The sequence below is a fragment of the Sphingomonas sp. PvP056 genome, from assembly GCF_040549155.1.
Lineage (GTDB): Bacteria > Pseudomonadota > Alphaproteobacteria > Sphingomonadales > Sphingomonadaceae > Sphingomonas.
This window is the reverse complement of the sequence record NZ_JBEPST010000009.1, coordinates 19,388-31,955: the sequence shown is the minus strand read 5'-3', so window position 1 is coordinate 31,955 and position 12,568 is coordinate 19,388. Positions and strand designations below refer to the sequence as shown.

The following is a 12,568-nucleotide window of genomic DNA, read 5'->3' as shown; positions in this document are numbered from 1 at the left end:
GCGGCCGGTGGTCGCGGCGTAGCTTCGTCCCGGCCGTCGGCCGGGACATTTTCGTTCGAGGATAGGCCATGCCCCGCCGATCGCTTCCGTTCCGCGCATTCCTGCTGGCCGGGCTAACGTGCGTCGCAGCGCCGGCAGTGGCATCCCCATCGGTCTATACGACCGCGCCGGACGATCCGCGCGCGGTGACGGTGGCGGGTGTCGGCGACGGACACGCCGACGATACGGCCGCGCTGCAGGGCGCGATCGATGCCGCCGCGGACAAGGGCGGCGGCGGGATCGTGTTCGTGCCCTCGGGGCGGTATCGCATCAGCCGGACGATCTTCGTCTGGCCGGGCGTCCGCGTCTTCGGGGTCGGCAAGACTCGCCCGGCGATCACGCTCGGCAACGCCACGCCGGGGTTCCAGAAGGGCCTCGCCAACATGGTAATCTTCGCCGGCGCCAAGCCCGGCGCGGTCGATACGGCGGCAACCTATCGCACGCCCTTCCCGCCCCCCGGCAGCGTGCCCTTCAACCCGCGGATCGCAGATGCCAACCCGGGCACCTTCTACCCCGCGCTGTCGAACGTGGATTTCGTCATCGGCAAGGGGAACCCCGCCGCCACCGCAATCCGCTTCCACGCCGCACAGCACGCCTATCTCGCGCATATCGATTTCCACATCGGGTCGGGTCTGGCGGGGATCTACCAGGTCGCCAATCAGGCCGAGGACCTGCATTTCCACGGCGGTCGTTATGGCATTCTGACCGAAAAGCCCTCACCCGCCTGGCAGTTCACGCTGCTCGACTCGAGCTTCGACGGCCAACGCGAAGCCGCCATCCGGGAGCATGAGGCGAACCTCACGCTCGTCAACGTGTCCTTCCGCGACATGCCGACCGCGATCGACATCGACCGCGGCTATGGCGACTGGCTGTGGGGCAAGAATGTCCACTTCGACGGCGTTCGCAACGCCGCGGTCGTCATTAGCAACGAGGGCAATGTCTTCACGCAGATCGGCTTCGAAAATGCCGTCGCCCGCGCGACGCCCGTCTTCGCGCGGTTTCGCGACAGCGGAAAGACTGTCGCGGGCACGGGCAGGACATACCGGGTCGCCTCGTTCAATTACGGGCTGAGCGTCCCCGGGCTTGGCACGAGCGGCAGCTACCAGACCGTCCTGAAGGCAAGCGCGATCCCGCGGCTCCCTGCGCCGCCGCCGCCCGCAATCCGCGCGTTGCCGCCGACCACCGCGTGGAACAACGTCTGCACGCTCGGTGCCAAGGGCGATGACCGGACCGACGACACCAAGGCGATCCAGCGCGCGATCGATACGCATCGCACCATTTATTTCCCGGCGGGCCGCTATGTCGTCACCGATACGCTGCGGCTCAAACCCGACACCGTATTGGTCGCACTTCACCCGAGCCTGACGCAGATCATCCTCCCCGACGGCACCGCTGCTTTCCAGGGGATCGGCGCACCCAGGGCACTGATCGAAAGCGCACGCGGCGGCGATGCGATCGTCTCGGGGCTTGGCCTTGCCACCGGCGGGATCAATCCGCGTGCAACCGCCCTGCTATGGATGGCGGGCGAACAATCGCTGGTCGAGGACGTCAAGTTGCAGGGCGGCCACGGCACCAACCTTGCCGACGGCACGCGCTTCGATCCCTATAACGCCAACCACACCGGCGATGCGGACCCCGCCAAACGCTGGGACGCGCAATATCCGAGCCTGTGGGTGACACGCGGCGGCGGCGGGACGTTCGCCAACGTGTGGACCCCCAGCACCTATGCGACCGCGGGGATGCTGGTATCGGACACCAGCACGCCGGGCCACGTCTACCAGATGTCGAGCGAGCATCACGGCCGCAGCGAATTCGTGCTAGACCATGCCGCCAACTGGGAGTTCCTCGCGCCGCAGACCGAGGAGGAAGCGGGCGAAAGCCAGGACGCGACCTCCTTCGAGATCCGCGATTCCCACAATGTCCTGATCGCGAATTACCACGCGTATCGCGTCACGCGCTCGCTCAAGCCCGCCCCCACCGCCGTCAGGCTGTACGGCCGCAATACGGTCCGCTTTCGCAACGTCCATGTGAATGCGGAGAGCGGTCTGGGCACCTGCGACGAGAACGGTTGTGCGACCTACCTCCGCGTCAGCAAGTTTCCGTATGACAATGCAATCCAGGACAGCGCCAGCGGGCTGGAGGTCCGCGAACGCGAATTCGCCATGCTCGACGTGACCGACGCCGTGAGCGCATTTCCGACAGGGCAACCATATGCCAACGCCAAGGTCGACCGTATCGCGGACGGCTTCTATTCCGCATCCGGTGGCGCGGTCGGGCGGGATGGATCGCTGTATTTCGTCGACCATCACGCACAGCGCATCCATCATTGGGCACCCGACACGGGGCTGACGATCGTCAGCGATGCCGCGCTCGATGCGGTCAACCTTGCGGTCGACGCATCGGGCCATCTGCTCGTGCTGTCCTCGACGGGACGCAACGGAACGGTGTTCAGCCTGAACCCCGAAGCGCGCGATGGCGCGATCACGCCGATTGCCGCCACGCCGACAGTCCCGCACTCGAAAGCGGCGAGCGTGCTACCGGTCAACACCTGGGCCAATGGCGAGTTCAGGGATCAGCTCGATCTCGCCGACTATAGCTATCCGACGCTCGCCGACATGTACGCGCGCGACATGGGGGCCGCCAAACCGCTGGAATACGTGTCCCCCGACGGCAGTCTGGCACTGCCGGCCTACCGCACGTTCCAGCAAGGCCCGGCGACCTTCCGCGGATGGCGCTTTTCGGACTCGCTCGATGCTTATGGTTTCACCACCGCGGCGGTGGGCGCGCCGGTGTTCGTCACCAACGGATCGCAAAACAGGACCTACCGCGGTCGCGTCGCTGCGCAGGGTGCGGTCGTTGACCTGAAGCCCTTCGCAGACCGCGGTGGCGAGAGCGTCGCGGTCGATGCCCGGGGCCGAGTGTACGTCGCGAACGGCCAGGTATTCGTCTACGGCGCGGACGGTTCGGCGCTCGGGCGGATCGACATCCCCGCGCGTCCCTTGCAGTTGCTCGTCGGCGGAGCGGACGGGCGGACGTTGTACGTGCTGACACATCATGCGGTCTATCGGGTCGGGTTGGCGGACTGATCTAGCGTGCCGCGAACTGCGCAGTAGGCGTTGACCTCCGCCCGCAGAATGTGCCAATGCCCGCACATCGATGGCTCGGTCGCCTTCCCACGTGGTTTCACGTCGGATCCGAATGACGCAGTTCGATATGCGGGTGTAGCTCAATGGTAGAGCTTTTGCTTCCCAAGCAAGTGACGAGGGTTCGATTCCCTTCACCCGCTCCAATTCCTCGCCGACCCTGCAACGTTGCGCTCACGTGCGACGCTTTCGCTCCATCCCGCCGGCAGCGGGTAAAAAAGCCGACCGACATTGGCGACAACGCCGGTCGGCCCGAGTTCAGGCGACCCCCGCACCGCCGGTGACGCCGTAAACCTCGCCACTGATGAAGCTTGCTTCCTGGCTGGCGAGCAACACGTAGACCGCCGACAGCTCGACCGGTTGACCGGGACGCCCGAACGCGCTCTTGGCGCCGAACTGTTCGACCGCCTCGGCCGGCTGCCCACCGGACGGCTGCAACGCGGTCCAGAACGGTCCCGGCGCCACGACATTCGCGCGGATCCCCTTCTCGAGCAACTGCTTGGCCAGCGCCTTCGTATAGGCGACGATGCCCGCCTTCGACGTCGCATAGTCGAGCAGGATCGCCGAGGGATCGTATGCCTGCACAGACGCCGTCGTGATGACGCTGGCACCCGCGGGCAGATGCGGCACGGTGGCCTGCGCGATCCAGTGCATCGCATAGAGATTGGTCTTCATCGTCTGGTCGAAATCGTCCGACGTGACCTGCGAGACGTCCTCGCGGTACTTCTGCCGTGCGGCATTGATGACCAGAATGTCGATGCCGCCCAGCGCGTCGACCGTCTTGGCCACCATCTCGCGGCACCAGTTCTCGTCGGTAATGTCGCCGGGAAGCGCGAGCGCCGTTCGGCCTTCCGCCTCGATCAGCGCGATGACCTCGGCGGCGTCGGACTGCTCGCTCTCGAGATACGAGATCGCCACATCGGCCCCCTCACGCGCGAAGGCGATCGCCGCCGCACGACCGACGCCGCTATCCCCGCCAGTGATGAGCGCCTTGCGCCCCTTGAGCTTGCCCGACCCGACATAGCTCGTCTCGCCATGATCGGGTTTCGGGTTCATTTCGGCGGCCAACCCCGGCGTAGGCTGCGGCTGGCGTGGGAAGGGCGGGCGCGGATATTGGGTGCGCGGGTCCTGCATAATCAAACGATCGGTCATGAGACGTCTCCTGAGGGTGATTGGGAAAGGGTCAAATTGGACCGCGCGGTCAGCACGCGTCCTGCTGCGCCAGCACGTCCAGCGCCATGACATGCGCCAGATGCGAAAGGCCCTGCGGAAGATTGCCGAGGAAGGCCCCCGTCTTCGGATCGGCCATCTCGGTCAGGATGCCGACACCCCGATCGAGCGCCGTGGTGATCGCCTGTAGCGCCGCCTGCGCGCGGTCGCGCTGGCCGAGCAACGCACGCGCCTCCACGATCCAGAACGTACAGGCGAGGAAGCATCCCTCCTCCGCGTCCACGCCGCTGTAGCGATAGTGATAGGGTCCGGCGCCCAGTTCGGCATCGATCGCGTCGAGCGTCCGGGCGAGCTTGTCATGACCGTCGAACCCGAACCGGACCGCAAGCGCGAGCGATGCGTCGAGCTTGTCGCTGCCGGGGTAGAAGACGAACGCCTGCTTCTTCTCGGACCAGCAATGCTCCTCGATCCAGTCCGCGATCCGGTCGCGTTCGCGCTCCCAGCGGTCGCGGCATGTCGTCGGCAGTTGCCCTTCGTCCGCCAGCTCGACCGCACGGGCCAGCGCCTGCCAGCAGCTCACCTTCGACATCGTGTAATGCTGCGGCTCTTCCAGCTCCCAGATCCCGGCATCCTTCTTGCGCCAGGCATCCGCGCACTGGTCGGCGAGATGCGAGAGAAGCTCCGCGCTCGAAGGATCGAGAATATTGCCGCACCCGACGAAGCACGACGCGGTTTCGAAGATGTCGCCGTAGATGCCGTGCTGGTGCTGGTCGGTCGCCGCATTGCCGATCCGCACCGGTTGCGACCGTCGATAGCCGGGGACTTCGATCTCGGTGAGATCCGGCACCAATTCCCCGCCAAGCGTGTAGCAGACGCGCGCGTCCTTCTCCGCCAGCCGCTTCAGGAGCCAGGTGAACGCCGCCTTGGCCTCCGCCTGCGCGCCGGCGGCGAGAAACGCCTTGATCGTGTATCCGGCATCGCGGATCCAGGCGTAGCGATAGTCATAGTTCTTCGTGCCCCCGATCCCCTCGGGAAGCGACGTCGTCGCCGCTGCCGCGATCGCACCCGACGGCGAGAACAGCAACAGCTTCAACGCGAGGACGCTGCGAATAAAGGCAGGCCGCTGCTCGCCCGTATAGGCGACGCGCGATGACCAGGTTCGCCATTCCGCATCGGACACGTCGATCCGATCGTCGATATCGGCCAGCTTCGGCACGACCAGCGGCTCGCCCTCGCCGGCGACGATCGCAAGGACCTCGCGCCGTCCCTGCGTCACGGTCAGCGTTCCCTTGACTGCTTCGTCGGCACGCTCTGCGGTGAAGCCGTCGGTGTGGAGGAACAGGCCCAGCACCGATCCCACATGAAACACCGAATGCCGACCGATCGTCGACTGGTACGGACTGGCGCCGTTGGCCCGGCGTCCCGGGCGCATTTCGACCGTGAACGCAACCGTGCCGTCGAGCCCCTCGACTCGCCGCGCCAGTTCCGCCCAGGGCAACCGGCCGGCAGTGCCGCTGTTCATCGATTCGATCAGACGGGCCCGCCCGCGGCCAGTCGTGAAGATCGTCTCCAGAACGTTGCTGTCGGGCAAGTACCGACGCTCGACCTCGAACGGGTCAACCGGCGTGATCGTGAAGCGCCCCCCCTCCTCCGGGTCGAGCAAGCGGTCGAACAATGGCGGGGAATCGAGATTGGGAACGCACCACCAGTCGATCGACCCATCCGCCCCGGACAAGGCTACCGAACGGCCATCGCCGAGCGCCCCATAATCCTCGAGTGCCAGATACCCGTCGACCCGGGTTCCTCCCTCAACGGGCTGCACCGGGCGCGGTCGCACCGCGTCGAGTAACCCCGTCACGAACGCGTCCGTGGCAGCAAGCGCGACACTCCATAGCCCGCTGCAAGACCGACGCTGACCAATGCCCCGGCCGTTCCCGCCTTGAGCAAATCGCGCTGTCGGCTCGAGAAGATCTCGGTGCGCGTCGACTTGGCCCGCTCCGGCCAGGGGCCGTCGATCTGCGCGGGGCCCGGCACTGCCTGATCGAGATTGCCCGCACGATCCGGCACGGGCTCGCCCGTCATGTCCGCAATCATCGTAGCGGCCTGCTGGTCGGCTCGTTCGGGCGCAAGCGACTGTCCGATTGCCATCATCGCGGTAGAGCGCCCCACCCAGAACTCGCGCTGCGGCTTGGTCACCGCGGTGAACACCGCTTCGGCACACAGGCGTGGGTCGAACAGCGGATCGGGCAGGATCTGCTCGCGCCCGCTATGATTGCGCGCCCAGGTCGGCTGCGGCGTGTTGACGGCGGGCAGATAGACGATCGACAGCGACACCGCGCTGCGATCCGCGATCAGTTCGGCGCGCAGCGAATCGGTAAATCCCGTCACCGCGGATTTGGCCGCGCAATACGCCGCCTGCAACGGCGCGGCGCGGATCGCGAGTCCCGACGAAATCTGCACGATCGCGCCACGGTTGCGAGGTTTCATGTGCCGCAACGCCGCCAGCGTGCCGTGCACCTGGCTGAGGTACGTCGTCGCCGTCACGCGCGCATATTCTGCTGCGGTAATCCGATCGGCCGGCGCGACCACGGTCGACATCGCGTTGTTGACCCACGCGTCGATCGACCCGAGTTCCGCCGCGACCCGATCGGCGGCGCGGTCGACGGCATCTGCGTCTGCCACATCGGCGCTGATCGCGAGCACCTTCGCGCCGCCGCCCGACAGCATCTTGCGGGCGTCTTCAAGTCGATCGGCATCCCGCGCGATGATCGCGACCTGCCAGCCCGTTCCGGCAAACCGTTGTGCGATCGCAAGGCCAATGCCCGCGCTGCCACCGGTAACGACAATCGTCTTGGCCATGTCTGCTCCATGATATTGGTTTTGACCGCACGACCTGCTGGCCGACGTTGAACGCTCGGTGCGGAGAAGAACCAAACGCCGCCAAGGCAAACCATATCCCTGCAAATTGGCAGGTAGCGCCGGGACGTGCCGGTGGCGAAAGGCATCGAATTCAAACAAGCACCTCATTGAAAACGAAATTTTTGCCGCAGCGGGGGCTTTTCATCCCCTGTGCGTTTGGTCGTCCGACAAGGAGTGGGCGTGGCATGGACCAGAAGATCGCACCGTTGGTAGAGGCGCTGGCGAGGATCGAACGCAGGCCGGTGATCGGCTTCGGCGCTCCCGGTCATAACCAGGGCGCCGCCATGCCGGGCGGAATGCGGGCCTTGCTTGGCAAGCGAGTTTTCCGGGCCGACGTGCTCACCCCCAAGGGTCTGGACGATCGGACGGAGGGCAAACTTGTCCTGCAACGCGCGCACGAGATCGCGGCGGAAGCGTGGGGTGCCGACTTCTGTCGCTTCGTGACGGGCGGCTCGACGCAAAGCCTGCATACGGTGATGGCGGCAGTTGCCGCCCCGGGCGACACGATCCTCATCGCTGCGAATGCGCACAAGGCCGAGCGCACCTACGCGCTGGCGACAGGGCTCGATGACGTCGTCGTCCCCGTACAGACCGACGCGACCTGGGACATCGAACATGGTGTCACGCCGCAGGCCCTGCGCAAAACTCTGGCGGCGCATCCCAACGCCAAGGCATTCATCGTGGTCAGCCCGACCTATTACGGCGTCACCAGCGACGTGGCCTCGCTTTCCGCCATTTGCCACGACCACGGGATCCCGCTCATCGTCGACGCCGCCTGGGGCGGTGCCTTCGCCTTCTGTACAGAGCTACCAGACGATCCGCTCGCCAAGGGCGCGGATGTCGCGGTCTATAGCGCGCACAAGACGATGGGTGCGTTGGCGCAGGGGTCGGTCATCGTTGCCAAGGGCAAACAGGTCGATCTTCAACGGCTCTGGATGGCCTATGAGTTGTTCGAGACGACCAGCCCCTCGGTACCGATCCTTGCCTCCCTCGACGCGACCCGCCGCGACCATGCCGTGGATGGCGAGCGAATCTGGGCCGCCGTCATCGCACTGGCTGAAAAGATGCGGACGAAGGTCGCGGAAATTACGCCGCTGCGCGTTTTGACCCGTGCCGACATTCCGGGCGACGCCGATCTGGATGTTACCAAGATCCTGATCGATGTCTCGCCGCTCGGCGTATCGGGATATGCGGTCGATGACTGGCTGTACGAAAACCACCGCATCAGCATGGGGCTGTCCGATGCCCGCCATATTCTCGCGGTCGTATCGGTGGGCACGACCCGAGCGGATCAGAAGGCGCTGGTCCGTGGATTACGCGATCTGGTAGCGCGTCTTGCCGCCGATTCCTCGATCCTGCCGAAGACGGCGGTTCCACCCGGCATCGATACCCTCTCCGTCGACATGGTAATGCCAGGACCTGCCGCGCTGAACGGTCCTGCGGAGATGGTGCGGTATGAATCAGCCGCCGGACGGATTGCGGCCGAGATGATCGCCCCCGCTCCGCCCGGCGTGCCGCGCCTGGTTCCGGGTCAGCGGATCACCGCGGCGCACGTCGCGTGGCTTGTCGCCAACCGCGATGCCGGCGCTTTCATGATGGATCCGGTCGACCCGACCGAAGCGACGCTGCGCGTGGTGAAGGAATGACCCGTGGCGTAAGGGTCAGCAGGCGGGCGCGATCGTCTGGAAAGTGGAAACGAGCAGCCGATCATCGACGGGTTTGACGAGCATCCGCATCGCATCAGAGCGTGGTTCGCATACGTCGGGCGACCCGGTGACGAACAGGACAGGGATCGTGCCGAGCGTCGCGAGGATCCGCTGAACCGCAAGCGGGCCGGTCCCCTGCGGCAAGTTCACGTCGGAAATGATGATCGCGGGCGGATGATCCAGCGCGACCGTTACCGCCTCGTCTTCAGTCCCTGCAATGTCGACCGATGTGGCACCAGCGGTCTCGATCAACTGCGCGATATGATCCGACAGGAGCCAGTCATCTTCGATAATCAGAACATGACACATGATGGTTTCCAGATCGTACAGCATGTTAATGCATCAGGATCGGTTTCGGGCTCGCGTGTTTGATCGGTCGATCGTTATTATGGCCCGCTCGGGCATGATCTGCACGGAACACATGCGGGCGTGCGGGACCATTACCGGGGTGCCCGGCCATGCCCGCCACGTCGCGTCAGATCGGCGCCTCGATCTCGAAACGCACGCCCGCTGGCAAATAAGACAGCTTGGCCTCACCGCGAACATGCCGCGACAGCACCCGCTCGATCATGCGCGACCCGAACCCCGTACGGGTTGGCGCCGTCACGCACGGTCCCCCATGCTCGACCCAGGCAAAGCGGAAATGGCGATCGCCGTCCGATCCCTGCAGCGCCCAGCGCACGTCCACCGACCCGTCGGCGTTCGACAGCGCGCCATATTTGATCGCGTTGGTCGCCAATTCATGCAGCGCCATCGACAAGGCCAGCGTCACCTCGGGCGACAACCGGATCGATGGGCCACCGACGACGATCCGTTTGCCGTTCCGGTCGACGAACGGTGCCAGGACCCGCTCGACGATATCGCCGATCACCGCGCCATCGACTTCGTCGCGGACCAGCAGTTCATGCGCCGCGCCCAGGCTGGCGATCCGTCCGGCCACGGTGACACGCGCGTCCGCCAGCGACGCCGCATCACGCAACGTCTGGCTGACGACCGCGCCGACCGTCGCCAACGTGTTCTTGACGCGGTGCGTCAGTTCGCGCGCGAGGATCGTGCGGTGTTCCTCGGCAAACTTGCGTTCCGAGATGTCCGTCGAAAAGCCCGACATCAGCAGCGGTGTGCCGTCGGCGCGATATTGCATCTCGCCCCGGATCGCGATCCAGCGCTGATCGCCTGCGGGCGTTAGAATCCGGTATTCGATCGCCAGCGGCACCCCCGTCTCGACCGTCGACGTGACCGCCGCCTGCTGGCCAGCCAGATCGGCCGGGTGGATCATCTGCAGGATATCGGCATAGGTCAGCGGTGCGTTCGGGTCACAGCCGAAGTTCGCCTTGCAACTCCTCGATGCGGTCAGCTCCTGCGTTACAGGATCGAGCGTCCAGGTTCCCAGCCCCCCTGCCCTGAGCGCAAGCTTCAATCGCGCCTCGCGCTCGGCAAGATCCACCTCGCGCGCCGCCACTGCCGCCGCCAGCGTTTCGCGATCCTGCTCCAGCTGGATCATGCGATGCCGCTCGAGCGTCACATCCAGCTGCGACGCGACGAAGTACCGGACCTGTCCCGCCGCATCGAACACCGGTGATACGATCAATCGGTTCCAGAACGGCGTACCGTCGCGATGGTGATTGAGCAGGTCGATCTCGATCCGCTCGCGCTTCGCGATCGCCTCACGGAGCCGCTTGACGTCGGCTTCCTCGGTCAGCGGCCCCTGCATGAACCGACAGTTGCGACCGATCGCCTCTTCCGCGGCAAAGCCCGTCAGCCGCTCGAACGCCGGATTGACGTAGATCAGCGGATTGTCGGGCAGCGTCGGGTCGGTGACGACCATCGGCACGATCGCCCCGTCGAAGGCGGCAACGATCGGATCGTTTGGATCGAGCCTCCCGACAAACGCATCGATCGCCGATCGCACTTCGGGTGGCGCATCATACGGTTTGAGCGGGGCGGGCGGGAGAGGCTGTCGATCCAAGGCAGGCATACTTCCAAAAGGGGGATAAAACGGCATGAAAGATGGCGATGCCAAGCTGATACGAACGTCAAAACAGGTCGATACGCGTCTAAATGATGGGTCTCGCCCGCTGAAATGTGCTGCCATCGGACCAGTGCCCGGTGCGATTTACGGGGAGGACCAGGTCGCCTTCGACCGTCTTCATGCAAGGGCTGGTCGACGTAATCATCACGGTAGAACCCACCCAACGGTGTTGGGGTCCCGCAAATAATCGGTTTTTGGTCGGGTCCGCACGCCAACCTGGCACGTCAGGGGACGGGCCCCCAGGCCGCCAAACGACCCCAGCGGCAATGTTCCGTTACATTCTGGCGGGGCGTGCGTTAGGCATATTCGTCCAACCTAGGTGACCCATCAATGCCCAGTTCGACCGAACGCCCTGCCATCCTGGAAGCCAATCGCATGCGCAAGATGGCGCGTTCCGCCCATGCCTATGTTCGCGGAAATACTGTCAAATTCTACGAATGGCTGGAGGCGTCGCCGGTGGCAAAACGGGTGCCCGCCGGTCCGAAGGTGTGGATTTGCGGGGATTGCCACCTCGGCAATCTCGGACCGCTGACGAATGGGGACGGCCGGGTCGAGATCCAGATCCGGGATCTCGATCAGGCCGTCATCGGCAATCCCGCGCATGACCTCATCCGCCTGGGCCTGTCGCTCGCGACCGCGGCGCGGGGGTCCGACCTGCCCGGCGTCACCACCGCGCGGATGGTGGAGGAAATGGTCGAAGGCTATGCCGCCGCGATGGAAGATCCCACCAGCGGCAACGCCGGCGTCGAACCCGACGTGGTACGCAGCGTCCAGCGCGCGGCAACCAGCCGGAGCTGGAAACATCTGGCGAAGGAACGCCTGGAGGCGGTCGATCCGCGACTGCCGATCGGCAAGAAATTCTGGGCGCTCGCGACGGCGGAGCGCGATGCGCTCGAGGCGGTGTTTACCGACCCTAAGGTCAGCCGGATGATCCTCGCCCTCGACCACAAGGACAAGCATCGTACGGTCAAACTGGTGGATGCCGCTTATTGGATGAAGGGCTGCAGTTCCCTGGGCTTACTGCGCTTTGCGGCGATCGTGGGATTGAAGAATGCCAAGGGCCGCTCCGATCACGCGCTGGTCGACCTGAAGGAAGCCGTCGCACCGATCGCCCCTGCCGCGCGCGGTGCGGTGATGCCGACCGACAATGGCGAGCGCGTCGTCGCCGCTGCACGCGCACTCTCCCCGCACCTGGGCACGCGCATGATGCCCATCCGGTTGTTGGGCCGCTCGCTGTTCATTCGCGAACTGGCCCCGCAGGATCTCAAGCTCGAAGTCGACCAGTTCAACCATGCGCAGGCAGTCAAGGCGGCACGCTACCTCGCGTTTGTCGTGGGCAAGGCGCATGCGCGCCAAATGGACGCCGCTAGCCGCACCGAATGGTTGAGCGTCCTCGAGGCAGACCGCAGGGGCATGATCGATGCGCCGTCATGGTTGTGGGAAAGCGTCGTGTCGCTCGCGGGCAGTCACGAGGCCGGTTATCTCGATCACTGCCGCCGCTATGCGCTTGCCGCCTGATGACCTGCAACGATATAGGCAAAAGCCCGGACGACGCTAGACTA

8 protein-coding genes and 1 tRNA gene are annotated in these 12,568 nt (G+C 65.3%); 4 read left to right on the top strand and 5 right to left on the bottom strand.

What is annotated here, in order from left to right:
- Positions 1–68: 68 nt before the first annotated feature.
- A complete protein-coding gene (locus ABIC17_RS18270) occupies positions 69–3,125 on the top strand; it encodes a glycosyl hydrolase family 28-related protein (RefSeq protein WP_354284295.1) in 3,057 nt (1,018 codons plus the stop codon).
- Between the two features lie 129 nt (positions 3,126–3,254).
- A tRNA-Gly gene (locus ABIC17_RS18265) sits at positions 3,255–3,328 on the top strand.
- Positions 3,329–3,440: 112 nt separating this feature from the next.
- Here the strand turns inward: ABIC17_RS18265 and ABIC17_RS18260 are convergent.
- From ABIC17_RS18260 to ABIC17_RS18250, 3 genes are read right to left on the bottom strand one after another with little or no spacing between them, the layout of a single operon-like run.
- Positions 3,441–4,334 carry an SDR family oxidoreductase gene (locus ABIC17_RS18260; RefSeq protein WP_354284293.1) on the bottom strand — a complete coding sequence of 298 codons (894 nt, stop codon included), beginning with the start codon at positions 4,332–4,334 and terminating at the stop codon, positions 3,441–3,443.
- 49 nt (positions 4,335–4,383) lie between these two features.
- A complete protein-coding gene (locus ABIC17_RS18255) occupies positions 4,384–6,210 on the bottom strand; it encodes a glycoside hydrolase family 15 protein (RefSeq protein ID WP_502958499.1) in 1,827 nt (608 codons plus the stop codon).
- Entirely contained in the window at positions 6,207–7,211 is a 1,005-nt protein-coding gene (locus ABIC17_RS18250) for an SDR family oxidoreductase (RefSeq protein WP_354284291.1), read from the bottom strand. Before ABIC17_RS18250 ends, ABIC17_RS18255 begins: the two co-directional genes overlap by 4 nt.
- A gap of 245 nt (positions 7,212–7,456) precedes the next feature.
- On the opposite strand from ABIC17_RS18250, the gene ABIC17_RS18245 reads away from it, so the two are divergent.
- Positions 7,457–8,917: an aminotransferase class I/II-fold pyridoxal phosphate-dependent enzyme gene (locus ABIC17_RS18245; RefSeq protein ID WP_354284289.1), complete on the top strand. Its 1,461-nt coding sequence runs from the start codon at positions 7,457–7,459 to the stop codon at positions 8,915–8,917.
- A 15-nt stretch (positions 8,918–8,932) separates the two neighbouring features.
- On the opposite strand, the gene ABIC17_RS18240 is transcribed toward ABIC17_RS18245, so the two are convergent.
- Both ABIC17_RS18240 and ABIC17_RS18235 read right to left on the bottom strand, forming a co-directional pair.
- The gene (locus ABIC17_RS18240; protein WP_354284287.1) at positions 8,933–9,286 is read right to left on the bottom strand and encodes a response regulator; all 354 of its coding nucleotides are present in this window, start codon (positions 9,284–9,286) and stop codon (positions 8,933–8,935) included.
- A 166-nt stretch (positions 9,287–9,452) separates the two neighbouring features.
- Positions 9,453–10,952: an HWE histidine kinase domain-containing protein gene (locus ABIC17_RS18235; RefSeq protein ID WP_354284285.1), complete on the bottom strand. Its 1,500-nt coding sequence runs from the start codon at positions 10,950–10,952 to the stop codon at positions 9,453–9,455.
- A 384-nt stretch (positions 10,953–11,336) separates the two neighbouring features.
- Between ABIC17_RS18235 and ABIC17_RS18230 the strand changes: the two genes are divergently transcribed.
- Positions 11,337–12,524 (top strand): DUF2252 family protein, encoded by a 1,188-nt coding sequence (locus ABIC17_RS18230; protein WP_354284283.1) that lies wholly within the window; start codon positions 11,337–11,339, stop codon positions 12,522–12,524.
- Positions 12,525–12,568: the final 44 nt, after the last annotated feature.